Annotated in this window: 23 protein-coding genes and 1 other RNA gene; 18 read left to right on the forward strand and 6 right to left on the reverse strand. The window is 61.6% G+C overall.

Annotation, left to right across the window (positions count from 1 at the left end):
* Positions 1-128 precede the first annotated feature (128 nt).
* From MVC20_RS03580 to cynS, 4 genes are read left to right on the forward strand one after another with little or no spacing between them, the layout of a single operon-like run.
* The gene (locus tag MVC20_RS03580) at positions 129-1,505 is read left to right on the forward strand and encodes a CmpA/NrtA family ABC transporter substrate-binding protein (RefSeq protein ID WP_297538530.1); all 1,377 of its coding nucleotides are present in this window, start codon (positions 129-131) and stop codon (positions 1,503-1,505) included.
* A gap of 3 nt (positions 1,506-1,508) precedes the next feature.
* Positions 1,509-2,342 (forward strand): nitrate ABC transporter permease, encoded by an 834-nt coding sequence (gene ntrB, locus MVC20_RS03585; RefSeq protein ID WP_297538532.1) that lies wholly within the window; start codon positions 1,509-1,511, stop codon positions 2,340-2,342.
* An 11-nt stretch (positions 2,343-2,353) separates the two neighbouring features.
* A complete protein-coding gene (locus MVC20_RS03590; protein ID WP_297538534.1) occupies positions 2,354-3,256 on the forward strand; it encodes an ABC transporter ATP-binding protein in 903 nt (300 codons plus the stop codon).
* A 27-nt stretch (positions 3,257-3,283) separates the two neighbouring features.
* Positions 3,284-3,766, forward strand: a complete 483-nt coding sequence (gene cynS, locus MVC20_RS03595; protein ID WP_363320686.1) for a cyanase — start codon at positions 3,284-3,286, stop codon at positions 3,764-3,766.
* A gap of 239 nt (positions 3,767-4,005) precedes the next feature.
* Here the strand turns inward: cynS and MVC20_RS03600 are convergent, their stop codons facing one another.
* Both MVC20_RS03600 and MVC20_RS03605 read right to left on the reverse strand, forming a co-directional pair.
* Entirely contained in the window at positions 4,006-5,106 is a 1,101-nt protein-coding gene (locus MVC20_RS03600) for a mandelate racemase/muconate lactonizing enzyme family protein (protein WP_297538537.1), read from the reverse strand.
* A gap of 109 nt (positions 5,107-5,215) precedes the next feature.
* A complete protein-coding gene (locus MVC20_RS03605) occupies positions 5,216-6,019 on the reverse strand; it encodes a helix-turn-helix transcriptional regulator (RefSeq protein WP_297538538.1) in 804 nt (267 codons plus the stop codon).
* Between the two features lie 98 nt (positions 6,020-6,117).
* On the opposite strand from MVC20_RS03605, the gene MVC20_RS03610 reads away from it, so the two are divergent.
* The 7 genes from MVC20_RS03610 to MVC20_RS03640 all read left to right on the forward strand — a co-directional run bounded on the left by MVC20_RS03610 (position 6,118) and on the right by MVC20_RS03640 (position 11,931).
* Entirely contained in the window at positions 6,118-7,302 is a 1,185-nt protein-coding gene (locus tag MVC20_RS03610) for an ABC transporter ATP-binding protein (protein WP_297538540.1), read from the forward strand.
* Positions 7,303-7,343: 41 nt separating this feature from the next.
* Positions 7,344-8,498 carry an extracellular solute-binding protein gene (locus tag MVC20_RS03615; RefSeq protein WP_297538542.1) on the forward strand — a complete coding sequence of 385 codons (1,155 nt, stop codon included), beginning with the start codon at positions 7,344-7,346 and terminating at the stop codon, positions 8,496-8,498.
* 22 nt (positions 8,499-8,520) lie between these two features.
* Positions 8,521-9,372 carry an ABC transporter permease gene (locus MVC20_RS03620; protein WP_297538544.1) on the forward strand — a complete coding sequence of 284 codons (852 nt, stop codon included), beginning with the start codon at positions 8,521-8,523 and terminating at the stop codon, positions 9,370-9,372.
* Positions 9,373-9,379: 7 nt separating this feature from the next.
* On the forward strand, positions 9,380-10,186 hold the full coding sequence (locus tag MVC20_RS03625; protein WP_297538546.1) for an ABC transporter permease: 807 nt from the start codon (positions 9,380-9,382) through the stop codon (positions 10,184-10,186).
* Positions 10,187-10,190: 4 nt separating this feature from the next.
* Positions 10,191-10,961 carry an SDR family NAD(P)-dependent oxidoreductase gene (locus MVC20_RS03630; protein WP_297538548.1) on the forward strand — a complete coding sequence of 257 codons (771 nt, stop codon included), beginning with the start codon at positions 10,191-10,193 and terminating at the stop codon, positions 10,959-10,961.
* A gap of 89 nt (positions 10,962-11,050) precedes the next feature.
* Positions 11,051-11,353, forward strand: coding sequence for an SH3 domain-containing protein (locus MVC20_RS03635; RefSeq protein WP_297538550.1), 303 nt, complete (start codon positions 11,051-11,053; stop codon positions 11,351-11,353).
* Between the two features lie 8 nt (positions 11,354-11,361).
* Positions 11,362-11,931 (forward strand): hypothetical protein, encoded by a 570-nt coding sequence (locus tag MVC20_RS03640; RefSeq protein ID WP_297538552.1) that lies wholly within the window; start codon positions 11,362-11,364, stop codon positions 11,929-11,931.
* Between the two features lie 26 nt (positions 11,932-11,957).
* Here the strand turns inward: MVC20_RS03640 and ffs are convergent.
* An RNA gene (ffs, locus tag MVC20_RS03645) (signal recognition particle sRNA small type) lies at positions 11,958-12,056 on the reverse strand.
* Complete coding sequence (locus MVC20_RS03650; RefSeq protein WP_363320687.1) at positions 12,054-14,069, reverse strand: bifunctional 2',3'-cyclic-nucleotide 2'-phosphodiesterase/3'-nucleotidase; 2,016 nt, start codon at positions 14,067-14,069, stop codon at positions 12,054-12,056. The genes ffs and MVC20_RS03650 overlap by 3 nt, the downstream gene beginning before the upstream one ends.
* Positions 14,070-14,228: 159 nt before the next feature.
* Here MVC20_RS03650 and nudC point away from each other — a divergent pair, with 159 nt between their 5' ends.
* Together nudC and MVC20_RS03660 are read left to right on the forward strand one after the other, a co-directional pair.
* Entirely contained in the window at positions 14,229-15,200 is a 972-nt protein-coding gene (gene nudC / locus MVC20_RS03655; protein WP_297538554.1) for an NAD(+) diphosphatase, read from the forward strand.
* A 53-nt stretch (positions 15,201-15,253) separates the two neighbouring features.
* Positions 15,254-15,721, forward strand: coding sequence for an SRPBCC family protein (locus MVC20_RS03660; protein WP_297538556.1), 468 nt, complete (start codon positions 15,254-15,256; stop codon positions 15,719-15,721).
* Between the two features lie 15 nt (positions 15,722-15,736).
* Here MVC20_RS03660 and MVC20_RS03665 read toward each other — a convergent pair whose 3' ends face one another.
* Complete coding sequence (locus MVC20_RS03665; protein WP_297538557.1) at positions 15,737-16,579, reverse strand: prephenate dehydratase; 843 nt, start codon at positions 16,577-16,579, stop codon at positions 15,737-15,739.
* Positions 16,580-16,716: 137 nt separating this feature from the next.
* Here MVC20_RS03665 and MVC20_RS03670 point away from each other — a divergent pair, with 137 nt between their 5' ends.
* The 5 genes from MVC20_RS03670 (at position 16,717) to MVC20_RS03690 (ending at position 23,709) form a co-directional block, all read left to right on the forward strand.
* Positions 16,717-17,799 (forward strand): cytochrome c family protein, encoded by a 1,083-nt coding sequence (locus MVC20_RS03670; RefSeq protein WP_297538559.1) that lies wholly within the window; start codon positions 16,717-16,719, stop codon positions 17,797-17,799.
* A gap of 136 nt (positions 17,800-17,935) precedes the next feature.
* Positions 17,936-19,891 carry an extracellular solute-binding protein gene (locus tag MVC20_RS03675; protein ID WP_297538561.1) on the forward strand — a complete coding sequence of 652 codons (1,956 nt, stop codon included), beginning with the start codon at positions 17,936-17,938 and terminating at the stop codon, positions 19,889-19,891.
* Positions 19,892-19,908: 17 nt separating this feature from the next.
* Positions 19,909-21,003 (forward strand): microcin C ABC transporter permease YejB, encoded by a 1,095-nt coding sequence (locus MVC20_RS03680; protein WP_037273273.1) that lies wholly within the window; start codon positions 19,909-19,911, stop codon positions 21,001-21,003.
* 7 nt (positions 21,004-21,010) lie between these two features.
* Complete coding sequence (locus tag MVC20_RS03685; RefSeq protein WP_297538608.1) at positions 21,011-22,117, forward strand: ABC transporter permease; 1,107 nt, start codon at positions 21,011-21,013, stop codon at positions 22,115-22,117.
* Positions 22,114-23,709: an ABC transporter ATP-binding protein gene (locus tag MVC20_RS03690; protein WP_297538564.1), complete on the forward strand. Its 1,596-nt coding sequence runs from the start codon at positions 22,114-22,116 to the stop codon at positions 23,707-23,709. Before MVC20_RS03685 ends, MVC20_RS03690 begins: the two co-directional genes overlap by 4 nt.
* A 5-nt stretch (positions 23,710-23,714) precedes the next feature.
* Here the strand turns inward: MVC20_RS03690 and hemN are convergent, their stop codons facing one another.
* The gene (gene hemN / locus MVC20_RS03695; protein ID WP_297538566.1) at positions 23,715-25,070 is read right to left on the reverse strand and encodes an oxygen-independent coproporphyrinogen III oxidase; all 1,356 of its coding nucleotides are present in this window, start codon (positions 25,068-25,070) and stop codon (positions 23,715-23,717) included.
* Positions 25,071-25,120 lie beyond the last annotated feature (50 nt).

The raw sequence follows: 25,120 nt of genomic DNA on the forward strand, positions 1-25,120 counted from the left end.
GTATGATGCGGTTAATATATTGAAATAAATAATAAATATGGCGTGATTAAAAAATAGGCACACCCCTTTTGCGCCGGGTCACTTCGTCGGATCATGGATCAAACGACATCTGAGCGAAAGGACGCGACATGACCATCAAAAGCCTTGGCGACCCATTTTCGGAAAAGAATGATCTGCGGCACGGGGCGTCTTGCGGGTGCGACACCTGCAAGAGCGCATCGCATGCCTCTGCCGCGCCGGTCATGTCCTCTGAGGCGATGCTGGAGCGCGCGGTCGAGAGCGCCGTGGTGCGGTCGGTGTTCGGTCACAGCGATATCGGGCGGCGGTCGTTCATGGGGATGATGGGCGGCGGCGCGGTGGCGGCGGCGCTTGCGTCGGTGTTCCCGCTCGATGCGGCCAAAGCGGCGATTCTGGACAATCTCGGCGCGCCGGAGAAAACCGATCTCAACATCGGCTTTGTCCCGATCACCTGCGCCACGCCGATCATCATGGCGCAACCGATGGGATTTTACGAACGCTACGGATTGAACGCCAGCGTCATCAAGACCGCCGGTTGGGCCGTGGCGCGGGACAAGTCGCTCTCAGGGGAATATGACGCAAGCCATATGCTGACGCCGATGCCCTTGGCCATGACGCTTGGCGCGGGCTCGACCGCCGTGCCCTATATCATGCCGGCCGTCGAGAACATCAACGGACAGGCCATTGTGCTGTCGAACGAGCATCTGGACAAGCGCGACCCCAAGCAGTGGAAGGGTTTCACCTTTGGGGTGCCGTTCGAATATTCGATGCACAACTTCCTGCTGCGCTATTACGTGGCCGAACACGGGCTTGATCCCGATGTCGACATTCAGATTCGCGTTGTGCCGCCGCCCGAGATGGTGGCGAACCTGCGCGCGGGCAATCTTGATGGCTATCTCTCGCCGGACCCGTTCAATCAGCGCGCGGTTTGGGAGGGTATCGGCTTTATCCATATCCTGACCAAGGAGATTTGGGAGGGGCACCCCTGCTGCGCCTTTGCCGCGCCGCTCAGTTTTGCCACGGACATGCCCAACACCTATGGCGCGCTGCTCAAGGCGATCATCGACGCCACGCAATATGCGTCAAACCCTGACAATCGTGTGGAAATCTCCGAGGCCATTGCCCCCACGAATTACCTCAACCAACCGGTCGAGGTGATCCAGCAGGTGCTCACCGGCACCTATGCCGATGGTCTGGGCGCGGTGCAGCAGGTGCCGAACCGCATCGATTTCGATCCTTTCCCCTGGCATTCGATGGGCGTTTGGATCCTGACCCAGATGAAGCGCTGGGGCTACATAGAGAATGACATTGATTACAAGGCTGTGGCCGAACAGGTCTATCTTGCTGCCGATGCCAAGAAGGTGATGAACGATCTGGGCTATGACGCGCCCGACATCACCTACAAGTCGCACACGATCATGGGCAAGACATTCGATCCGGCAGAGCCCGAGGCCTATGTCAAAAGTTTTGCCATCGGGAAGGGCTGAGCGATGTCCACTCTGTCGCTGAACCAACGAGCCCTGCTGCTGTCCGTGGTGATGCTCATTGTCGGGCTTCTCATCTGGGAGCTGTCCATTCCGGCGCAAAAAGCCGTGGGAGAGTTGACGGAATACGAGCGGCTGACCGGCGGGGGGGCGCAAAAGGCAGGTGTGCCGCCCCCGTCACAGGTGCTGGCCAAGGCCTGGGAAGAGTTGAGCAATCCGTTCTACGACGCCGGACCCAATGACAAGGGGATCGGGATCCAGATCGGCTATTCGATCTACCGGGTGTTGTCGGGATACCTGATGGCGGCGCTCGTGGCGATCCCTTTCGGGTTCCTGATCGGCATGTCGCCGGTCGCCTACAAGGCGCTCAACCCGTTCATTCAGGTGTTGCGCCCGATCTCGCCGCTCGCGTGGATGCCGCTTGCGCTGTTCATCATTCAAGACAGCGAGGTAAGCGCCATTTTCGTGATCTTCATCTGCTCGATCTGGCCGATGCTGATCAACACGGCGTTTGGCGTGGCAGGCGTGCGGAAGGATTGGGTGAATGTGGCGCGGACGCATGAGCTTGGGCCGTTGAAGACCGCGTTCACGGTCATCCTGCCTGCCGCAGCACCGACCATCGTGACCGGCATGCGGATATCCATTGGCATCGCGTGGCTGGTGATCGTCGCCGCCGAGATGCTCGTGGGGGGGACGGGTATTGGCTATTACGTCTGGAACGAGTGGAACAACCTCGATCTGACTTCGGTCATCTTTTCGATCCTGATGATCGGCATCGTCGGCATGATGCTGGATGCGGCCTTTGCCACGCTCCAGCGCGCCGTGGCCTATGCGGAATAAGGAGCCGTGAGATGAGCAAACCGTTTCTTTCGATCGAGAACCTGACCCAGTGTTACCCGGATGGTCAAGGCGGCACGATGACCGTGTTCGAGAACGCCACATTCGGGGTGGAGAAGGGCGAATTCGTCTGCATCCTCGGGCATTCGGGCTGTGGGAAATCCACCATCATGAACATTCTCGCGGGCCTCGCAGAGCCGACCAGCGGCGTGGTCAAGATGGATGGGTTCGAAGTCTCGGGACCAAGCCTGGACCGGGGGGTGGTGTTCCAGAACTATTCCCTGCTGCCTTGGCTCAGCACGCTGAAGAACGTGAGCTTTGGGGTGGCCGCGCGGCATCCTGACTGGTCCAAGGCCAAGGTGCTGGATCATTCCCGCGAATATCTGGCGATGGTGGGGCTGGAGGGGGACGTGATCCACCGCAAGCCCAGCCAATTGTCGGGCGGCATGCGGCAACGGGTGTCGATTGCCCGCGCCTTTGCCAATCATCCCAAGCTCTTGCTTCTGGATGAACCGTTTGGCGCGCTGGACGCGCTGACGCGGGGCACGATTCAGGACGAATTGGTCAAGATCTGGGGCGGCACCGGGCAGACGGTGTTCATGATTACCCATGACATCGACGAGGCGATCCTGCTGGCGGACCGTATTCTGCTCATGACCAATGGCCCCTTTGCCCGTGTGGCGGAATCGGTCGAGATCACGATCCCGCGCCCACGTAACCGGACCGAGATCGTCGAGCATCCCAACTATTACCCGATCCGCAACCATCTGGTGCAGTTCCTTGGCAAGCGGTCCAAGGAGTTGGCGGGACGGGCATCCGATGGGGCGGCCCAGACCCCCGAAACCGTGCGGATCGACCGCACCGCGCCCGAAGACGAAACCGGCGAGGCCCGGCGGCTACGCGCCGTGAACCTGTGATAGCGATTTTCACCCGAGACCAAAGGAATGGAGGACCCCATGAAAGACAATCTGCACATGCCCGCATTGATGACCAAGGAGGATGTGACCACCCTGATCCTGATCGCAAAGAAACGGACCGGGATGAAGTGGGAAGAGATCGCAGAGGGCATCGGCATGTCGCCGGTCTGGACCCACTCGGCCTGCATGGGCATGAACGCGATGCCCAAGGCCAAGGCCGAGGCGCTTGTCGCACTGCTCGATCTGCCGGAGGAGGCGGTTTCGGTGCTGGAAGAATATCCCACCAAGATCTGGGAACAGGCCGTTCCGACCGATCCCTGCATCTACCGTCTCTATGAAATTGTCGGCGTATACGGCCCGACGATCAAGGCGCTCATTCAGGAAGAGTTCGGCGATGGCATCATGTCGGCGATTGATTTCGACATGAAGATCACCCGCGTGGCCAACCCCAAGGGCGACCGTGTCAAGGTCGAGATGTCGGGCAAGTTCCTGGGGTATAATTCCTGGTAACGCAGGACTCCCCCTGGCAGGCCCGGCTATGTGAGCCGGGCCACATCCCTCTCTGCTTCAGGTGGATGGGGATGTTTCCAGAGTGTTGAGCCTGCGCATTTGTGCGTCATGGCCCCACACGTTTCATGGCCAACACCGAAAAACTGGTCAGGAACGATGGCGCATTGAGTAAAGCTCGACAAGCCAATTGCTGTAATCAGGGCGGTGGACGCCTGTTACTTCTGTGACCAAGGGTGCGTCTATCTTTCGGAGACCTGATAAGTTGCGGCCTCGAGCCATGCCGGAGATATTTCGACCCCCCAGCCGGGGGCGTCTGTGACGGTCGCATGACCGTCGTCGATCCGGTAGGGGTCGCCCAGAAACAGCCCCTCTTGCCACGGGTAATAGTCCGGTCCCTCGATCGAGAATTCGAGGTATTTCCCGGCATTCGGAATCGCGCGCAAGAGGTGCATCGTGCACATCGTCACAAGCGACAGATTTGCGGCATGTGGGGTCACGGGCAGGCCCGCCTGCGCGGCCATACGGCAGACATGCAGGGTGCGATGCATGCCGCCCATATACATGACATCGGGCTGCACGATATCCACGGCGTTCCGATCCAGCATCAATTGCCAACTTGAGTATTCGCAATCCTGTTCGCCGCCTGCGACGTCGAGCAAGAGGGCGGATCGCACGGCAGCAGTCTGGTCATACTCCCAATAGGGGCAGGGTTCCTCGAAATGGCCGATGCCATGATCCTGCAGCAGCTTGCCCACCTCGATGGCGCGGGCGGGGGAAAAGCAGGAATTGCCATCCACCAGCTTGTCGATGCCCTCGCCCAGAGCGCGCGACACGGTGGGCACCACCGCCTCGGTGCGGCCCGGCCATTCGTCGTGGTCGCGCCCCGCCTCGGCCCCTACGCGCCATTTGAACGCGGTGAACCCCTTGTCGTCGCGCAGGCGGCAAAAGCGGGCGGCCTCATCCTCGGGGGTGATGTCGCGGCGCATCGAACTGGCATAGGCGCGCACCCGTCCCGGCGTGCCGCCCAAGAGGGCTGCGACCGGCTTGCCCTCAAGCTTGCCGCGCATGTCCCAGAGCGCGGTATCAAGCCCGGTCATGGCGCGGCGCAGATAGCTGCCGGGGTATTTCAACTCGCGCTCGTAAATGAGATTGAGGGTATCCGCAAAATCGAGCGCATCCGTGCCAAGCGCATGTGGCGCAATCTGGCGGTGAAAGATCGTGCAGGTGATATCGGCGTTATAGGTCGAAACCTGTCCCCAGCCCTGATCGCCGCTATCCGTGGTCACGCGCACGAAACCTACAAATTCGTTACAAAACGTCTCTAGCCGCGCAATCCGCATGTCTGTCTCCCGGTGCCATTTCGGATCACATTGCCGATAAAGCGGTTTGCAGCAAGCGCCACTCTGAGAACATCTGCCAGTCCAATTCGAGCAGCACTGCACCTTGTATTCAGGCGAGTTCGGACAAGGCGGCAATAAAGCTGGAAAACAGCTCTCCTTGCGAGCTCACGCGCAGTTTGGCGTAGATATTGCGGCGGTGGATGCGCACGGTGCCCGGTGAAATGCCCAAGGCGCGGCCGGTGGCATCGGCGGAATGACCCTTGAGCACATATTCGACCACTTCTGCCTCGCGCGGGGTCAGGAGGTTGCGCCCAAGGCTTTGGAACGCGTCCTCGATCAGTTGCGGCAGGCGGGGGCCGTCGGTTTGGGGACGGGCCGAGAATTGAGAGATCAGCCCGCCCCATTGTTTCTGGGCGATGGCCGCGACAAAGGGAAAGGCCGCTTCCAGATCGCGGAACTCGCGGGCCGAAAAGGCCTTGTGTTCACGCATGGCGGAAATCACCACGCTGACCCCGTCGCCGATCTCGACGATAAAGCCTATTTCTTCGGCAAGTCCGGTCTGGATGTAATAATTGCGAAAATATTCCGCCTGGTAGAAACGATCGGGAGCCAGATCGCGCAGCCGTGCCAGGCGCGGTGTCGTGGGGGAGGCCGCATTAAGATAGAAGGGATCAAGAAGATAGGGCCCTTCCTGATAGTCATCGACCATCACCTTGCGCTTGGCGGCGGGAAAATCATCATACAAATCAAGCGGTTTGTGGTCGCGGTAATAGGCAAAGATCACGGTGAATTCATAGGGCACGATGCTGCGCAGCGCCGTGGTGAGGGCCGGGGCAAGATCGGCTGTGCCAAGCGCAGAGACCGCGCGCGCACTGGTTTCGAACCAATCTGTCATCTGCGTTTTTGTCGTCATCTATGCTCTTTATGATATATACAACTGTCCGCGATTTTCTTACCGTTTTAAGAATATATGGCATAGGCGCAGAGGCGCGGCAACACGAGAGGACCGGCATGCTGGATGCGAATGCCGAGGCGGGGATCAGGATGGGCGCGAGCCGGGAACAGGGAACGCAAAACGCACAGGGCCACCCTGCGGAGGCGGATTGCGTCGCCGAGTTTGTCGGGGCTACCAAGCGATTTGGCGCGGTGCTGGCGGCGGATCGGATCAACCTGCGCATTCGGCGCGGCGAGTTCCTGTCCTTTCTTGGCCCCTCTGGCTGTGGCAAGACCACGGCGCTGCGGATGCTGGCCGGGTTCGAAAACCCAAGCGACGGCATGGTGCGGATCGACGGTCAGGATGTCAGCCGCGTGCCCGCCTACGCCCGTCCGGTGAACATGGTGTTTCAGCACTACGCGCTTTTCCCGCATATGACCGTGGCGCAGAACATCGGCTATGGGTTGCGGCAGGTGCGGACCAAACTGGCGAAATCCGAGATTGCCGCGCGGGTGGATGCCGCCCTGGCCAAGGTGCGGCTTGAGGCGTTTGGCGCGCGGCGGACATGGGAATTGTCGGGCGGGCAACAGCAGCGCGTGGCGCTGGCGCGCGCGATCATCAACGAACCCAAGCTCTTGTTGCTCGATGAGCCGATGGCAGCGCTCGATGCCAAGTTGCGTGGCGAGATGCAGCGCGAGTTGCTCGATCTGCAACGCAGCCTTGGCATTACCTTTGTTCTGGTCACGCATGATCAGGAAGAGGCGCTGTCGATGTCGGACCGGATCTGCATCATGGGCGCAGGGCGGATCGTGCAGGTGGGCACGCCGCAGGATCTCTATGATCGGCCCCGCAATCGCTATGTGGCGGATTTCGTGGGCAAGGCGAATATCATAAGCGGCGAGGTTCTATCGCGGCAGGCAGGTCTGGCGCGGATCGCCCTGGCGGGGGGCGCGCAGGTCATGGTGCCCGAGGCGGCGGGGGATGCGCGCCGCCATGTGGACATTGCGGTGCGCCCCGAGGCGCTGCGCCTTGGCGTGACAGGCGATGCCTCGGGCGAGGATGCGGCGCTGCGGGCGCGGATCACACACCGCACCTTTCTGGGCGATCATACCGAATATCTGCTGCAGGCCGATGGCATCGGCCCGCTTCAGGTCAATGTTCCGCGACAGGCCGAAAGAGCCTTGGGCGGGCAGGGGGTGGGCGATGAAGTCCACATCCTCTGGACGGCGGGCACGGGTCTGGTTCTGGCTGCCGAAGAGTGACGGATGACAACTGCACCAAGTTCAACAAGGGAAACGAAACGATGACACAGGATAACACGACGATTTCGCGCAAGAAATTCATCGAAGAACTGCGCCGCTATGAAAAGGGCTCGATCAGCCGGCGGCAGTTTCTGGGCACCACGGGCCTTGGAACTGCGATGGCGGTGTTGGGGGGCGCCTTGCCGGGCCTTTTGCCGGGGCGTGCCATGGCGCAGGATCTGGGCGACCGGGTGGTGCTGGCGACCTGGCCCAATTATCACGATGCGGCAAACTTTGATCTCTTCGCCTCTGAGACCGGCGTTTTCTCTCAGGTGAACGTGTTTGGTTCGAATGAGGAAATGCTGGCCAAGATCCAGGCGGGCGGCTCGGGTTGGGATGTGTTCGTGCCGACCAACTACGCGATTTCAACCTATGTAGAGGCCGGCCTGATCGAGCCTTTGGATCTCTCGAAACTGCCCAATTATGATCCCGCCGCGTTTGACTCGCGCTTTGCCGATGCGGGCACGATTGACGGCAAGGTCTATGCCGTGCCGAAGAACTGGGGCACCACGGGGATCGCCTCGAATACCGCCAAGACCGGCGGCGTGGTTGATAGCTGGAAGACCTTTTTCGACGGGGCCAAGGATCAGTTCGATGGGCGCGTCATGGTGCATGACTATCAGCTGACCACCATCGGCAATGCGCTGGCCTATTTCGGCTACAGCTTCAACTCGGTCGATCCGGCAGAATTGGCAGAGGCCGAAAAGCTGCTGATCGAGGTCAAGCCGCATCTCTTTGCGATTTCTTCGGATTATCAGCCCGCGATGCGCAATGGCGATGCGTGGGTCACGATGTGCTGGACGGGGGATGGCAAGCAGCTCAACACCGATCTGCCTGAAATCGCCTTTGCCTTGGGCAAGGAGGGGGGCGAAATCTGGTCGGATTACTATGCCATTCCGGTCGGCGCACCACACCGCGAGGCGGCCTATGCGCTGATCAACTATCTGCTCGCCCCCGAGGTCAACGCGCGGGAGGCGCTGGCGCATGGCTATCCGGTGGCGGATGCGCGCACCAATGCGCTCTTGCCCGAAGAGCTGCTGAACGATCCGATCCTCTACCCGGCAGCAGAGGCGCTCAATGCGCTGGAATTCGGGGCTGCTGTCACACTGACCGATCCCAACCGCGCCGAGTTGATGGCCCGGTTCAAATCGGCCTGACCGGGGAATGAGGGCGATGGCCATGACAAGAACACGGGCGCGCGCGCTGCTTCTGATGCCAGCGGGCATCTGGTATGCCGTGCTGCTCTTGTTCCCTCTGACTGTCGTCCTCGTCTTTTCCTTTGGCGAGCGGAACCCGATTGGTGGCTACGCGCCGGGCTTCACCTTCGAGCAGTATGCAAATCTGCCTGCGCGCCTCTCGGCTTTTCTCAATACACTGACATTGGCCCCCATGGGCACGCTGGCGGCGCTGCTCATTGCCTATCCGCTGGCCTATTACCTGGCGTTGAAGGTGTCGGCGCGTTGGAAGACAACGCTGCTCATTCTCGTGATCGTTCCGTTCTGGACCTCGATCCTGATCCGGTCCTATGCGTGGATTTACCTGCTTGGGGGCAATGGCATTCCGGCGCTGCTGGAGGCGCTGGGTCTGGGTGACATTCGCCTCATCAACACGCCTTTTGCGGTGCTGGTAGGGATCGTTTACGGATACCTGCCATTGATGGTCTTTCCGATCTATGTGGCGCTGGAAAAGCTGGATCGCAGCCTGCTCGAGGCGGCGGCGGATCTGGGCACGCCACCCTGGCGCAGTTTTCTGCAGATCACGCTGCCCTTGTCGATGCCGGGTGTTCTGACGGGCTCGATGCTGGTTTTCATCCTGCTTACCGGCGAATTCCTGATCCCCGCCATCCTGGGCGGCGGCAAGGTGTTCTTTGTCGGCAATGCGCTGGTTGATCTCTTCCTGCAGTCGCGCAACTGGGCGTTCGGATCGGCGGTGGCCGTGGCGCTGATCGTGATCATGTTGATCGTTGTGGCCCTCTATAGCCGTGCGGTTCGCCGCTTTGGTGCGGGCCGCGACGATGTCGGGCTGATGTGAGGATGTCATGAGAGCCTATGCCATTGCCGTCTTTGCGTTTCTCTACCTGCCCATCGGGATCATCGCGCTATTCTCGTTTTCGGCCGGGCGGTCGGCGAGCTCGATGCAGGGGTTCTCGACCGAATGGTATGGCCGTGCGCTCAGCAATCCCTTTGTGATGGAGGCGCTCTGGACCTCGCTCAAGGTGGCGTTTCTGTCGGCTGTTCTGGCGACGGTGGCGGGCACCATGGCGGCGCTGGCGTTGACGGGCATGCGGGGGCGGCTGCGGACGGTCTTCGACACGCTGGTGCAGATTGCGGTGATGATCCCCGGCATCGTGATCGGCATTGCTGCACTGATCGCGCTGGTCACGGTGTTCGATCTTGTCAATCCGTGGCTTGAGGCGATGAGTGGCCGCAGGCTGTCCTTGGGCATGGGATCACTCATCGGGCTGCATGGCATGTTCACCATGTCGCTGGTGGTCCTGCTGGTGCGTGGGCGGCTGGAGAGCTTTGACCGAGCGCAGATCGAAGCCTCGAGCGATCTGGGCGCTGGCCCGGTGGCGACCTTTGTGCAAGTGACGCTGCCGCAGATTGCGCCGGCCATTCTGGCGGGGTTTCTCTTGGCCTTCACCTTCAGCTTTGATGATTTCATCATGGCGTTCTTTGTCGCCGGGTCCGAGACAACCCTGCCGATTTACATTTTCTCGTCGATCCGCCGGGGCGTAACACCCGAAATCAATGCGATTGGCACGATGGTCATGATCGCGTCCCTGACGCTGCTGATCATCGCGCAGGTGCTGTTGCGGCCCGGTGCGGCGCGGGCCGGGCGCTGACCCTATGCAGGAGAATGGCATGCTCAAGGATCGAATCGCGCTGGTGACGGCGGCAGGGTCAGGAATTGGCCGGGCGGGGGCGATTGCGATGGCCCGTGAGGGGGCGGTGGTCATTGTCACCGATCTGGACGGCGGCCTGGCGCAGGAGACAGTGGCGCAGATCGAGGCGGCAGGCGGACGGGGGGCGGCCTTTGCGCTGGATGTGACCGAGGACGCAGCCTGCGCCGCGATGGTCGAGAGAGTGGTGGCAGATTGGGGCAGGATCGACATTCTGCACAGCCATGCGGGCATCCAGATTCCAGGGCGCGCCGAGGATGTGACGCCTGCGCAGATGGATGCGGCATGGGCGCTGAATGTGCGGGCGCATTTCGTGCTGGCGCAGGCGGCGATTGTCCCTATGCGCGCGCAGGGTGGCGGGTCGGTGATTGTCACCGCTTCAAATTCGGGCTGCCAATATGATCGCGGTATGGTGTCCTATGCCACGACCAAACATGCTGCCGTGGCGATGGTAAAGCAGATGGCTCTGGATTACGCGGCTGAGAACATCAGGTTCAACGCATTATGCCCCGGTTTTGTCGATACGCCGTTCAATGCCGGGTTCGAGACACAGATGGGCGGGCGCGCGGCGTTGGAGTCCTACGTCGCCGGGTCGATCCCCATGGGCCGGTGGGCCAGCGTAGAGGAAATCGCGCACGGTATCGTCTATCTGGCTTCGGATCGGTCCAGCTTTGTCACGGGGCTGGCGCTGGTGATTGACGGCGGTGAAATGCTCTAGGCGGAATGCCCGCGACAGGATCTGCGCGACTATTTCGTTTCAGGGTGCGAACCTGTAGAACTGCAACCATCAACAGGCGGGAGGGTGCAATGCGCAGGGCTCTTATCATTGGAGTGGCAAGCCTATTTGCCGGAGCGCTTCTGGGGATGACCCCGGCGGATGCCGCCTCACTCGGGCGCTACGAGGTGCATGGTGTCGCGGAAGATGACATGCTCAAGATGCGGGCGGGGCCGGGCACCGGTTATGACGTGATCGTGGGGCTGCCCAATGGCACCGTCCTGCGGGTGCATAGCTGTCAGCAAACGGGAGGCACGCGCTGGTGCGAAGTCTCGCTCGACCGGGCGCGGGGGCTGCGGGGGCATGTGTCTTGGGCTTATTTGCGCAAGCTGTGAGGCAGGTAATGCCGCTGATAGCGGCTGTTCTGCTCTGCCTTGGGGGCGTGGTGGCCGATGCCCGCGCCGCCGATGTGCCCCCGCCCCCAGCGGGCCTGTTGCGGAACAGCACCGGCCTGCCCGCTGTTTTCCCGCTTCAGGTCAAGACCTTGCCGGGGCGCGATCATGTCGTGACCTTGCTTGATGCCAAGACCGGCGAAGAAGCGTTGACCGCCTATATCCGGGGCGGCGCATTCTTTCGCGTGCTGGTGCCGCCGGGTGTCTACCGTCTGCAATTTGTCAGCGGCAAACATTGGCAGGGCGAAGAGGCGCTGTTTGGGCAAGGGGCCGATGTCGAGGTGTTCGAGCTGCGGCACCCTCTTGAGTTCGAGACGCGCGGCCTTGGCATCAAGGCGGGACATATCGTGGACTTGCGCGGCCGTGGCACGGAGGCGCGGATCACGGACCAGCGCATTTGCCAGGCCTTCCGCCCCGATTTCGCCCGGGCCAAGGGGCCGGTGCAAGAAGGCTACCGCGCTGTTGGCCCTGACGTTCATGCGCCGCAACGCCGCCATCTGCGGGCGCGTTATTGTGATTAACGCCTGTGTGGCGCGCTACGGGGAAAGGGTGAGAGGCTGGACAACGACCCAAGCGGGGCTCGTTACGGCTGCTTCCTTCCGGACCTGACCGGGTTGGCGAGGTGCCTGCCCGCGCCAACCTCTCAGGGCGTCATATAGGCGTCTGCCACGGGATGCGCAAGGGTGGGCTGCGTATCTGGCAAGGGTAGGGAAAGGCGCAGGAAACCCGTATCTGTCAAACCAAGATCTGTCGCGTTCACAGCGGCGATATCGGCAGGATGAGCGCGCAGGCCGGGGCCGGTCTCGACCGTGACGGTGGTTTTCCGCAGGGGGGCAAAGCGCCATGTCGGGCGCGGTGCCATCGCGATCTGACCCAGGGCCGCGACATGGTCGGCAAGGATGTCGCGCACCGGGCGGGTGCCGGAATAGATCAACCCCGTCTCGGCGAGCGGGGCAAACGGCCCCCCGCCATGCGCGCGATAGCTGTTGGTGGCGATCACGAAATGGGCGTCGTGCCGCACAGGTTTGCCCGCGTGCCGCAGGTCGCGGATACGCCTCGCTGTAGGATTGATCAGCGTGCCGAAAAGATCGTAGCGAGCGGGTTGGCTGAGGTCGATCGCATAGCTGAGCCCGTCGATCACATCGAAATCATGCCCCGGCACAGAGGGATCCAGAAGCGCTTGATCCGGCAGGCCGGGGATGATCTGGTTGAAGCAGATGGCGGCGCGTTCCAGCCAGTCGCGCACCTCAGCCCCGGTCACAAGCAGACCGCAGAGCGTGTTGGGAAAGCCATAGAGATCGGCGATGTGACGCAGGCGCAGCGGACCCTTTGGGATATCGGTGAAATGCGCGGGGCCGCCGCGACCGCCGGTCTTGAACGGGGCAGAGGCGGAGAGAAGAGGCAGCCCGGCATGCGGGCCATCGGCCAAGGCCGCAGCCAAGGCGCGGCGCTGCGCGCCATTGACGAGGTGCAGGATCGGGTCGTCGCGCAAGAGGCTGAGATAGCTGTGGAGGGGGGTCTTGGTCTGACCGATTTCCCGCGCGGTAAGGGCCTTGGTGTGGCGGTGGGCGCTGTCGAGCGTGGTACAAAGTGCGGGGCATGGCGAGGCTCCGACCGCAGGCAGAAGGCGGGAATGATGCGCTGTCACGCGCCAGCCCTTGGCATCGCGGGTCAGCGTCAGGTCAAGCTGGCCCAGATGGTCGCCGCGAAATCCGGCCATCAGGCATGGCGTGCCGTAGAGCGTGCCGTCGCTTGCATTTGCGCCGGGAATGCCCTGGTGATCGGTGCTGGGAAAGCTTTTGTGGCTGTGGCCTGCAAGCAGGGCGTCGATGCCAGGCAGGCGGGCGAGCGCGCGTGCGGCGTTTTCCATCATCGGGCGGTCCGGGCCGGGATCAATGCCGGTATGGGCCATGAGCAGGATCAGATCGGCGCCCAAAGCACGCAAGGCAGGCACCCAAGCGCGCGCGCTCTCGACCATGTCGCGCACATCGACGCGGCCTGAGAGGTGGGCGTGGTCCCATGTCAGTATTTGCGGCGGAACGAGGCCCAACAGACCGATCCGCAAATCATGCGACCTGCCGGCACCATCCTGCATCTGGCGGGTGAGCAGCAGATAGGGCGGCAGGAGCGTCTCATCCTCGGTGGGCGTTGTGCCGCGCCGGATCAGGACATTGCAGCACGTCAAGGGAAAGCGCGCCTGCGCCAAGGTTTCCGTCAGCCAGTCGAGGCCATAGTTGAATTCGTGATTGCCAAGCGTGCCCGCGTCATACCCGATCTCGTTCATGGCGGAGATGACCGGATGCGGTCCGCTCCAGCCCTGATCTGGCTGCGCGGTGAGATCGGTGAGCGGTGTGCCTTGCAGGAAATCGCCATTGTCGAGCAGCAGGCAGTTTGCCGCCCCAACTTCGGACCGTGCGTGCCGGATCAGCGTGGCCAGCCGCGCCAGGCCCCAGGGCCGGTTGGATTGGTTGGTGTAGTAGTCGAAGGGTAACAGATGGCCGTGGACATCTGTGGTCTGCAATATCCGCAGGCGCAAGGTTTCGCGACAGGCAGGGAATGGGGCTGTTTTGGCAACGGGGTCGGTCAAATCGTCAACGCTCTGAGACCGGGCGCAGCCCCGGTGATACCACGGAAATGAAACCGCTTGGACAGGGTACAATTACAAGTTTTGCCAGAGGCTTAGAGAGGGTGGCATGTCGGCGCGCCGCGATCAATACACTATAAGTTGCAAATTGTGATTTGCCTGTGCTTTGTGCGCCTAGGCTCTTGTCTTGTGGACATGGGCATTGTGTAGAGAGTTAGGCACGGGAGGCGGGTGATGCGGACAGCGGAACAGGTGACATTCGGGGGATCGGGGCTCGACCGGGCCGATGAGGTACGCGGTGACGAGGCCATGATCCAAGTGGCGATGGCAGAGGGCCGCGCGCGGTCGATCGTGCTCTGGCGGGGCAAGCCGCTGTTGCGTGCGGAAACGCTTGATCAGTTGGTCGTGGTGACGCCGGATCATCCGGTCCTTGCGCGCTACAAGGTGCCGCCGATCCTCTTGGGGCGTGACGAAAGCGGTGATCTGATTCTGGCGCATGATATTTCTGCCTGGGTGCCGCCGGGGCTGGAACCGGATCAGCTTGACAGCTTTCTCGATGCGACAGAGCAGGTGCATCCCGACCTGCCCGAGGGCAGCGCCTTTGCCGAATTGCGGCGGGTGATGACGCGGCTCAGCCCGCGCGACGCAGAGCTTGCGGCGACGGCCAAGGCGGTGTTCGGCTGGCATCTGACGCACCGCTTTTGCGCGCGCTGCGGCAAGGAAAGCCGGATGATCCGGGCGGGATGGCAGCGGGCCTGCGATCACTGCGGCGGTCAACATTTCCCGCGCACCGATCCGGTGGTCATCATGCTGATAACCCATGGAAATTCGGTGCTGATGGGGCGCTCTCCGGGATGGCCCGAGGGGATGTATTCGCTTTTGGCCGGGTTCATAGAGCCGGGGGAGACCATCGAGGCGGCTGTGCGGCGTGAGGTATGGGAAGAGGCAGGGGTCAAGGTGGGGCGTGTCAGCTATCTGGCGAGCCAGCCTTGGCCGTTTCCGGCCTCGCTCATGTTTGGTTGTCGCGGCGAGGCGCTGAGCGAGGAGATCACCATTGATCCGAAAGAGATCGAGGATGCCCAGTGGATGAGCCGCGAAGAGATCCTCTCGGCCTTTGCCGGGGAGCATCCGTTCCTGATGCCTGCGCGCAAGGGGGCGATTGCGCATTTCCTGCTTGAGAACTGGCTTGCCGACTGTCTGGATTGAGGTGACAATGGACGTGGGCAAAGCGATAACAAACCGAAAAGGGCGGTCTGGGGATGCAGTTCACCGGCAAGGAAGATATTGAGGCGCCAATAGAGCGGGTTTTCGAGGAAATCACGGACTTTCAAGGGTTTGAGCGCTCGGCCTTGCGGCGTGGAGCGGATGTGCGGCGCACTGACAAGCAGAAGGTGCCGGGCGTTGGCATGAGCTGGCATGCTGCGTTCAAGCTGCGCGGCAAGCAGCGCAAAGTGGATGTGAGCGTTGTTGACTACGATCCGCCCAACGGGATCAAGCTGGGCTTGATGTCGCCTTCGATAGAAGGGCAGATGATCGCGGAACTTGTGGCGCTGTCGCGGGGACGCACGCGGATGACGGTCACGCTGGTGTTGCAGCCGCGCACCTTGGCGGCGCGGCTGATGATGCAATCGCTGCGACTGGCGCGCAATAACCTGACAAAACGGTTCAAGGTCCGGCTGGCGGAATACGCGGCAGAGATAGAGGACCGGTATACGCGATCCGCCTGAAGTAAGTGTCGGTATTCAGTCGGTATCGTGTCGGCGCGGATCGGCGGGGTAAACGCCTAGAATCGTCACGTTCGAGGTGAAGTAATCCAACTCATCCAGCGCCCGCGCGACGGCCGGATCATCTGGATGACCTTCGATGTCGGCGTAGAACTGCGTCGCGGTAAAGGACCCGCCGACCATGTAGCTTTCGAGCTTGGTCATGTTGACACCATTGGTGGCAAAGCCGCCCATGGCCTTGTAAAGCGCCGCCGGAATGTTGCGGACCTGAAAGACGAACGTCGTCATCATCCCATTGTCACCGCGCTGCGAGAAATCGGGCTCTCGTGCCATCACGAGAAAGCGGGTGGTGTTGTTGCCCTGATCCTCGATATGCCGGGCGATCACGTCGAGACCGTAGATCTCGCCTGCCAACTCGCTGGCGAGGGCGGCCATTTCCGGTTTGCCGGCCTCGGCCACCTGACGGGCGGAGCCTGCGGTATCAGCGCCGGTCACGCGGTGAATGCCGTGGCGCTCGAGAAAGGCGCGACACTGGCCCAGAAGCATGGCGTGGCTCATCGCGCTCTCGATTTCGTCAAGGCGCACGCCGGGCAGGGCCAGGAGGTTGATGTGAACACGCACAAAAGCCTCGGCTACGATATGCAGGCCCGATTCGGGCAAAAGGTGATGAATGTCGGCCACCCGACCAAAGGTGGAATTTTCGACCGGCAGCATCGCCAGATCAGCCTGACCGTCGCGCACGGCAGAAATCGCATCCTCAAACGTCCGGCAGGGCAGTGCCTCCATCTCGGGATAGGTATCGCGACAGGCTTGATGCGAGTAGGCACCAAGCTCTCCCTGAAAGGCGATGCGGTTGGTCATCTGCGTTTTTCCGTATTTTTGGCCCGGTCGGGCGTTTGGTCGCGGAAACTACACCTTGCGCGCCGGTAGGGGAAGCGGATAGATACGCGGCCAACGACGGATCAAATGGAAACGGGCCTATGTTCGACACAATGACGATGACAAAGACCGCGGGTGCGCTGTGTGGCGCGCTCTTGGTGTTCCTTTTGGGCAATTGGGCGGCGGAGTCGATTTATTCGATGGGCGGCGGCCATGGCGAGGATCACGCACAGGGTTATGTGATCGACACGGGCGACGCTGGTGCAGCGGAAGAGGTCGAAGAGGGCCCAAGCCTGGCCTCGCTGATGGCCTCGGCTGATCCGGCAAATGGTGAGAAGCTGTTCCGCAATTGTGCGGCTTGTCACGCTGTCGTTCAGGGCGAGAACAAGGTTGGCCCGTATCTTTACGGGGTCGTCGGACGCGACGTCGGAGCGGCTTCGGGCTATGGCTCTTATTCGGGGGCTCTGAAGGCTGTGGCGCAGGTCTGGACGCCGGTGGAATTGAACGCATTCCTTGAAAATCCCAAGGGCTATGCGCCGGGCACCACGATGGGCTATGCGGGCATGCGCAAGGCCGAAGATCGCGCAGACCTGATTGCTTATCTTGATCAGACCGACGGCACGACCTTTGAAATGCCGGTAGAAGAAGCAGCAGCCGAACCTGCAGCAGAGGAAGCAGCGGCTGAACCTGCAGCAGAGGAAGCAGCGGCTGAGCCTGCGGCAGAAGAAGCAGCGGCTGAGCCTGCGGCGGAAGAAGCAGCAGCCGAGCCTGCGGCAGAAGAAGCGGCGGCTGAGCCTGCGGCAGAGGAAGCAGCAGCCGAGCCTGCAGCGGAAGAAGCGGCAGCAGAGCCTGCAGCGGAAGCAGGGGCATCGGACTTTGCGGCGCTGGTCGCTGCGGCTGATCTGGCAGCGGGTGAAAAGCTCTTTCGTCGCTGCGGTGCCTGCCACAAGCTTGAGGATGGCAAGAACGGGGCCGGTCCGCATCTCTTTGGCATCGTCGGACGTGACATCGCCAGTGTCGAGGGCTTTGCCTATTCCGACGCGCTCAAGGGTCTGGAAGGCGAATGGACCGTGGAAAAGCTGAGCGGCTGGATCGAGAATCCGCGCGCATTTGCACCGGGCAATCGCATGGGCTTTCCGGGGCTCAAGGATGAGGCGGATCGCGCCAACCTGATCGGCTATCTGCAAAGCGCTGCAAACTGATCAGCCCGACATTTTCGAAAGGCCGCTGCCCGGTGAGGGTGGCGGCCTTTTTCGTGGGCGGCGGACAGGATCGGCGCTTGAACAAGACGCGCCCCCTCCTTAGCTTGCCAGCAAGCGATGAAGCACCAGATAATGGGTGCGGCAGGAGGAGGATGGCATGACCGGACGAAACACCCTGACCAAAACCCGGACACGCGCGGGGGCGGCGCCCTGGCGTCTGAGGCTGGCCGTGATGGGCCTGTCAATCGCCGCGCTGATGGCACAGGCGGTCTGGGCGCAGGACGAGGTGATCACCTCGCATGGGTATTCGTTCTATGGCGATCTGAAATATCCGGCGGATTATCCGCATTTTGATTATGTGAACCCGGAGGCCCCCAAGGGCGGTGAAATCTCGCTCTATGCGCCGGGGACGTTTGATTCGATGAACCCCTATGCGCGGCAGGGGCGGGCCGGGCGGCTGTCCTGGATGGTTTACGAGAGCCTTTTGGGGGCATCCGAGGCAAGCGGCGAGCCGCTGCCGGGGGACCGCTATAACGAGGGTTACGGTCTCTTGGCCGAGCGGTTGGAATATGACGCGGGCAAGACTTGGGTGATCTTCCACATGCGCCCCGAGGCCAAATTCGCCGACGGCACGCCGGTCACGGCGCATGACGTGGTGTTTTCGCACAACCTGTTTCTGGAGCAGGGGCTGAAATCCTATGCCGAGGCGGTCAAGCGCCGGGTGCTGAGCGCCGAGGCGCTGGATGATCACACCGTCAAGTTCACCTTTGCGGAAGGCATCTCGCGCCGGTCGCTGATTGATCAGGTGGGCGGCACGCCGGTCTTTCCGCGCAAGTGGTACGAGGACACCGGCGCGCGGCTGGATGAGCCACGGCTGGAGGCGGCACCGGGATCGGGGCCCTATCAGGTCAAGAGCTATGACGTGAACCGCAATATCGTCTATGAACGCAATCCCGATTACTGGGGCTGGCATTTGCCGATCAACAAGGGGCGGCACAATTTCGACCGTATCCGGATCGAGTATTTCGCCGATGACAACGCGGCGTTCGAGGCGTTCAAGGCTGGTATCTACACGTTTCGACCCGAGGGCAATTCCAAGACCTGGGCCACGGGCTATGATTTTCCGGCGGCCAATGCGGGCTATGTGGTCAAGGCGGAATTACCGGATGGCTTGCCGCCGACGCCGTCGGGGTTCGTGTTCAATCTGGGCCGCGAGACATTGCAGGACAAGCGGGTGCGGCAGGCGATTGCGCTGGGGTTCAATTTCGAATGGACCAATGCGTCCCTGCAATATGACCTTTTCAAGCAGCGGCATTCGTTCGTTCAGGACACCCCGCTTGAGGCCAAGGGTGCGCCAGAAGGCGCGGAACTGGCGCTGTTGCAATCCCTGGGGGATGTGGTGCCCGAAGAGATGCTGACAGAGCCTGCGGTCATGGCGCATTCGTCCAATGGCGAGCGCCTGAATGATCGGCGCAATCTGCGCGCGGCGATGAAGCTCCTGGATGAGGCGGGTTGGGCCGTTGGCGACGACGGCAAGCGGCGCAACGCCGCCGGAGAGGTTCTCGAGATCGAGATCCCGATTTCCGCCTCTGGCTCTGCCACCATGTCGGCGGTGGTCGAAAGCTTTGTCAGCAATCTGCAACTGATGGGCATTGATGCCAAGTTCGACAAGATCGACGCCGCGCAATACACGGCGCGCGAGCGGGATCGCGATTATGACCTGATCTTTGACAGCTATGTGTCGTTTCTGGAGGCAGGCACCGGCCTGCATCAGCGGTATGGCAGCAAGGAGGCGGCCTTTAGCCTGTTCAACCCGGCAGGGCTGGCAAGCCCGATGGTCGACGCGATCATCGACCGCGCGTTGGAATCCGGCAGCAAGGAGGAACAGGATGTGGCATTGACCGCGCTTGACCGTGCCTTGCGCTATGAGTTTTTCATGATCCCGACCTGGTATCTCGACAAGAGCTGGGTCGCCTATTGGGACATGTATGCCCATCCCGAGCCGCTGCCGCCCTATGCAACCGGCGTGCTGGATTTCTGGTGGTACGATGCCGACAAGGCTCAGGCGTTGAAAGACGCGGGCGCGCTGTGATCCGGGGGAGCCACTAAATGGGCGCCTATATCCTGCGGCGGCTTTTGCTGATCGTGCCCACGCTCTTTGGAATCATGGTCATCAACTTTGCGCTCGTGCAATTCGTGCCCGGCGGGCCGGTCGAGCAGATGATTGCCAACATGCAGGGGCAGGGCAACGTGTTCGAGAGCTTTTCCGGCTCTGGCTCGGATACCGGGCAAGAGATGGTTGGGGCCGCAGGGGGCAGCGATCAGTATCTCGGGGCGCGGGGCCTGCCGCCGGAACTGATCAAGGAGCTGGAAGAGCAATTCGGTCTGGACAAGCCGCCGCTCGAGCGGTTCTTCAACATGATGTGGAATTACATGCGGTTCGACTTCGGTGAGAGTTATTTCCGCAAGATCGAGGTGCTGGATCTGGTTCTGGAAAAGATGCCTGTTTCGATCACGCTCGGGCTTTGGTCGACGCTCATTGCCTATATCGTGTCGATCCCGTTGGGGGTGGCCAAGGCGGTGCGCGATGGCACCAAGTTCGACACATGGACCAGCGGTATCATCATCGTGGCCTATGCGATCCCGGCGTTTCTCTTTGCGATCATGCTGTTGGTCCTGTTCGCGGGGGGCAGTTATTTCCAGATATTCCCGTTGCGCGGCCTCACCTCGGACAATTTCGAGCAACTGAGCCTCTTGGGCAAGATCGGCGATTACCTCTGGCATATCGCCTTGCCGGTCATCGCGTCGACCATTTCGGCCTTTGCCACGCTGACGCTGCTGACCAAGAACAGCTTTCTGGACGAGATCAAGAAACACTATGTGATGACCGCGCGGGCCAAGGGGCTGTCGGAGCGGCGCGTGCTATATGGGCATGTGTTCCGCAATGCGATGCTTATTGTCATCGCGGGCTTTCCGGCGGTGTTCATTGGCGTGTTCTTTGGCGGATCGGTGCTGATCGAGACGATTTTCAGCCTCGATGGGCTGGGGCGTCTGGGCTTTGAGGCTGCGGTGGGGCGCGACTATCCGGTGATGTTCGGAACGCTCTTTTTGTTCGGCCTTATCGGTCTTGTGGTCGGCATCCTGTCGGACCTGATGTATGTGCTGGTCGATCCGCGGATTGACTTTGAAAAGCGCGAGGGCTGAGACCGTGATCCGCCTCTCGCCCCTCAATCAACGCCGTTGGCGCAATTTCAGGCGCAACAAGCGCGCCTATTGGTCGCTGATCCTCTTTTCCGTCGTATTCACCATCACGTTCTTTGCCGAGTTCGTGGCCAATGACAAACCCATCCTCGTGCAATATCGCGGCGAATATTACATGCCGATCTTTCGGTTCTATCCGGAAACGCAGTTTGGCGGAGATTTCGAGACCGAGGCGATTTATCGCGACCCCGAGGTGCGTTGCCTGATCGCGTCGGGCGGTCTCGATATCTGTTTTGACGACCCCGAGGGCGTGATCGCGGATGCCGGGGACGGGGTGGTTGAAGGTGAAAAGATTGCCAAGGGTTGGGCCATCTGGCCGCCCATTCCCTATAGCTACAACACCACCGTGGACCGTCCCGGTGCCGCCCCTCTGCCGCCCAATGGGCAGAACCTGTTGGGCACGGATGACACCAAGCGCGACGTGCTGGCACGGGTGATTTACGGCTTTCGGCTCTCGGTTCTGTTTACGCTGATCGTGACCGCGCTCTCGTCCGTGATCGGCATCGCGGCGGGGGCGGTGCAGGGCTATTTCGGTGGGCGCACCGATCTGATTTTCCAGCGGATCATCGAAATCTGGGCCTCGACCCCGCAACTCTATGTGATCATCATTCTCTTTGCGATCCTGCCGCGCAGTTTCTGGCTGCTTGTCGTGATCACGGTGTTGTTTGGCTGGATGGCCCTGGTCGGTGTGGTGCGGGCCGAATTCCTGCGGGCGCGCAATCTCGAATACGTGCGGGCGGCCAAGGCCTTGGGCGTATCGAACCTGACGATCATGTTCCGCCACATGCTGCCCAATGCGATGGTGGCGACGCTGACGATGCTGCCCTTTGTCATCACCGGGACGATCTCGCTCCTGGCGGGGCTCGATTTCCTGGGCTTCGGCCTGCCGTCCTCGGCGCCCTCGCTGGGAGAGCTGACATTGCAGGCCAAACAGAACCTGCAAGCGCCGTGGCTCGCGTTTACGGCCTTCTTTGCGTTTGCCATCATGCTCTCGCTGCTTGTGTTCATCTTTGAAGGTGTGCGCGACGCCTTTGACCCCAGAAAGACCTTTGAATGAGTGTGCTGGAGGTCAAGGACCTGCGGATCAGTTTCCGGCAGGACGGGCAGGTGATCCCGGCGGTCAAGGGTGTGAGCTTCAGCGTTGACCGGGGCGAGACCGTGGCGCTGGTGGGTGAATCCGGCTCGGGCAAGTCGGTGACTGCGCTCTCGACTGTGTCTCTGTTGGGGGCGTCGGCGCAGGTCACGGGCTCTGTCACCTATGCGGGTCAAGAGATGATCGGCGCGGATGAGCGGCGGCTGCGGCAGGTGCGCGGCAATGACATCAGCTTTATCTTTCAAGAGCCGATGACATCGCTAAACCCGCTGCATACGCTGGAAAAGCAATTGCGCGAGAGCCTAGAGCTGCATCAGGGGCTGACGGGGGATGCCGCGCGCGCGCGCATCGTGGAGCTCTTGGAGCGGGTGGGCATTCGTGACGCGGCCAGCCGTCTGGGGGCCTATCCGCATCAGTTGTCGGGCGGGCAGCGGCAGCGGGTGATGATCGCGATGGCCTTGGCCAACAAGCCCGACATCCTGATAGCCGATGAGCCGACGACCGCGCTCGACGTGACCATTCAGGCGCAGATTCTGGAACTCCTGGCGGAGTTGAAGCGCGAAGAGGGGATGGGTCTGTTGTTCATCACGCATGATCTGGGGATCGTGCAGCGCATCGCCGACCGGGTCTGCGTGATGAAGGATGGCGAGATTGTCGAGGCCGGGCCGGTGGCCGATGTCTTTGCCGCACCCAAGCATGAATATACCCGCAAGCTGCTGAGCGCGCGGGCGGTGGGCCTGCCGTCGCCGGTGCCAGAGGGCGCGCCGATGGTGGCCGAGACCCGGGACTTGCGTGTGTGGTTCCCGATCCAGAAAGGATTCCTGAAACGTACCGTGGGGCATGTGAAGGCGGTCAATGCCGCCACGCTCCGCGTGCGCGCAGGCGAGACATTGGGCATCGTGGGCGAGAGCGGGTCGGGCAAGACCACGCTGGCGCTGGCGATCATGCGGCTGATCGCGTCCGAGGGCGGTATCCGGTTTTCGGGCGAGGATGTGAACGGCTGGTCCACGCGAGAGTTGCGGCGGCGGCGGGCGGAGATGCAGATCGTCTTTCAAGACCCGTTCGGAAGCCTGAGCCCGCGCATGACCTGCGCACAGATCATCGCCGAGGGGCTGGGCGTGCATGGCAATCCCGATGGCCGACCAGAGCGTGATCTGGTCGCCGAGGTGATGGACGAGGTGGGGCTGAACCCCGCCATGATGGACCGCTATCCGCATGAATTCTCTGGCGGGCAACGGCAGCGTATCGCAATCGCCCGCGCCATGATCCTGCGTCCCAAGCTGGTGGTGCTGGACGAGCCGACAAGCGCCCTGGATATGACGGTGCAGGTGCAGATCGTCGATCTCTTGCGCGACTTGCAGCGGAAATATGCGCTGGCCTATCTTTTCATCAGCCACGATCTGCATGTGGTGCGCGCCATGAGCCATCGGGTGATGGTGATGAAGGATGGCGATGTGGTCGAGGCGGGCGACGCCGAGACGATCTTTTCCGCGCCGCAGACGGCCTATGCGCGCAAGCTCTTGGCGGCGGCGCTCGAGGGGCGGGCCGAGGTCTGATTCCGTCAGATCGCCGAGGAATGGCCGTCCGCGTTCATCTCGTAGGCGTCGAACTGGCGCGCGATCATGCGGGTCAGGGGGCGCGCCTCGAGCGGGATCGAAAGGCCGGTGGCGTCAAGCGCCAGATGCCCGTCAAAGCGGCGTTCCACGGCAGAGAGCATCGCCTGCAATTCTGCGGCGGGAATGTCGAACTCGCGGAATATCTCGGCGCTATCAATGCGGAAATCGCACATCAGCATCTCGATCATGCGGCCGCGCAGCTTGTCTTCAGCGGAAAAGACATGGCCGCGTGAGGTTGAAAACCGCCCTTCACGGATGGCACCGGTATGGGCCCCGGTGGCAGGGGCATTCTGCGCATAGCCTTGTGGAAAGCGCGAGATGGACGAGGCGCCCAGACCGATCAGCACCTCGGCCGTGTCATCGGTATATCCCTGAAAATTGCGGCGCAGCAGGCCGGATTTTTGCGCCACGCTCAGCCCGTCAGAGCGCGTTGCGAAATGGTCGATGCCGATCTCGTCGTAATTGTCCCAGAGGAACAGGCGGCGCGCGGTCTCGAACAGCGCCAGACGTTCCTGCGGTGTGGGCAGGGCATCCGAGGGGATCATCTGTTGGCGTTTTGCCATCCACGGCACATGCGCATAGCCATAGAGCGCGACCCGGTCGGGATTGAGCGAGAGAAGTTTCTGCACGCTTTCGGTAATGCGGGCGCGGCTCTGATGGGGCAGGCCAAAGAGGATATCGGCATTGAGGCTCTTGACCCCGCGTGCGCGAATCTCATCGACTGCGTCGCGGGTGATGTCATAGCCCTGCATCCGGCCGATGCTTTTCTGGATTTGCTCGTCGAAATCCTGCACGCCGATCGAGGCGCGGTTCATGCCTGCACCGGCAAGCGCATCGAGGCGCGCGGCGTCGATTTCATTGGGGTCGATCTCGACCGAAAATTCGGTGCTGTCGGTAAAGGGGGCGACGGCGCGAATGGCCCCTGCCAATTCGCTCATCATGCCGGGCGACAGCAGCGTGGGCGTGCCACCGCCCCAATGCAGGCGCGACAGGCGCACCCCGCGTGGCAGATGCCGGCCGAGCATCGCGATTTCGGTCTTGAGCGTCTCGAGATAGGCTGCGACGGGCGCGTCGGTCTGGGTGCCTTGGGTTCGGCAGGCGCAGAACCAGCAAAGGCGCCGACAGAACGGCACATGCACATAGAGAGAAATCTCTGCGCCTTCCGGTATCGCGTTGATCCAACTGACAAATTGCTCGTGCCCCACATTGCGGTTAAAGTGGGGTGCGGTCGGATAGCTGGTGTAGCGCGGCACTTTGGCGTCAAAGAGACCCAGTTTGCCTAGTTGAGTTTTTGTGTCCATACCCATAGGATTGTGCAGAACTGGCAGACCCGCATTGATTTAAATCAACC

It is taken from the genome of Roseovarius sp. (assembly GCF_027019125.1).
Classification (GTDB): domain Bacteria; phylum Pseudomonadota; class Alphaproteobacteria; order Rhodobacterales; family Rhodobacteraceae; genus Roseovarius.

What these genes read in the sequence shown, in the direction of transcription:
- MVC20_RS03640 (WP_297538552.1), top strand. Translation starts at nt 11,362, where the DNA reads ATGCCGCTGATAGCGGCTGTTCTGCTCTGCCTTGGGGGCGTGGTGGCC.
- MVC20_RS03615 (WP_297538542.1), top strand. Translation starts at nt 7,344, where the DNA reads ATGACACAGGATAACACGACGATTTCGCGCAAGAAATTCATCGAAGAA.
- MVC20_RS03635 (WP_297538550.1), top strand. Translation starts at nt 11,051, where the DNA reads ATGCGCAGGGCTCTTATCATTGGAGTGGCAAGCCTATTTGCCGGAGCG.
- MVC20_RS03630 (WP_297538548.1), top strand. Translation starts at nt 10,191, where the DNA reads ATGCAGGAGAATGGCATGCTCAAGGATCGAATCGCGCTGGTGACGGCG.
- cynS (WP_363320686.1), top strand. Translation starts at nt 3,284, where the DNA reads ATGGAGGACCCCATGAAAGACAATCTGCACATGCCCGCATTGATGACC.
- MVC20_RS03670 (WP_297538559.1), top strand. Translation starts at nt 16,717, where the DNA reads ATGACAAAGACCGCGGGTGCGCTGTGTGGCGCGCTCTTGGTGTTCCTT.
- MVC20_RS03605 (WP_297538538.1), bottom strand. Translation starts at nt 6,019, where the DNA reads ATGACGACAAAAACGCAGATGACAGATTGGTTCGAAACCAGTGCGCGC.
- MVC20_RS03610 (WP_297538540.1), top strand. Translation starts at nt 6,118, where the DNA reads ATGCTGGATGCGAATGCCGAGGCGGGGATCAGGATGGGCGCGAGCCGG.
- MVC20_RS03665 (WP_297538557.1), bottom strand. Translation starts at nt 16,579, where the DNA reads ATGACCAACCGCATCGCCTTTCAGGGAGAGCTTGGTGCCTACTCGCAT.
- MVC20_RS03660 (WP_297538556.1), top strand. Translation starts at nt 15,254, where the DNA reads ATGCAGTTCACCGGCAAGGAAGATATTGAGGCGCCAATAGAGCGGGTT.
- MVC20_RS03620 (WP_297538544.1), top strand. Translation starts at nt 8,521, where the DNA reads ATGACAAGAACACGGGCGCGCGCGCTGCTTCTGATGCCAGCGGGCATC.
- MVC20_RS03680 (WP_037273273.1), top strand. Translation starts at nt 19,909, where the DNA reads ATGGGCGCCTATATCCTGCGGCGGCTTTTGCTGATCGTGCCCACGCTC.
- MVC20_RS03590 (WP_297538534.1), top strand. Translation starts at nt 2,354, where the DNA reads ATGAGCAAACCGTTTCTTTCGATCGAGAACCTGACCCAGTGTTACCCG.
- MVC20_RS03625 (WP_297538546.1), top strand. Translation starts at nt 9,380, where the DNA reads ATGAGAGCCTATGCCATTGCCGTCTTTGCGTTTCTCTACCTGCCCATC.
- ntrB (WP_297538532.1), top strand. Translation starts at nt 1,509, where the DNA reads ATGTCCACTCTGTCGCTGAACCAACGAGCCCTGCTGCTGTCCGTGGTG.
- nudC (WP_297538554.1), top strand. Translation starts at nt 14,229, where the DNA reads ATGCGGACAGCGGAACAGGTGACATTCGGGGGATCGGGGCTCGACCGG.
- MVC20_RS03690 (WP_297538564.1), top strand. Translation starts at nt 22,114, where the DNA reads ATGAGTGTGCTGGAGGTCAAGGACCTGCGGATCAGTTTCCGGCAGGAC.
- hemN (WP_297538566.1), bottom strand. Translation starts at nt 25,070, where the DNA reads ATGGACACAAAAACTCAACTAGGCAAACTGGGTCTCTTTGACGCCAAA.
- MVC20_RS03600 (WP_297538537.1), bottom strand. Translation starts at nt 5,106, where the DNA reads ATGCGGATTGCGCGGCTAGAGACGTTTTGTAACGAATTTGTAGGTTTC.
- MVC20_RS03580 (WP_297538530.1), top strand. Translation starts at nt 129, where the DNA reads ATGACCATCAAAAGCCTTGGCGACCCATTTTCGGAAAAGAATGATCTG.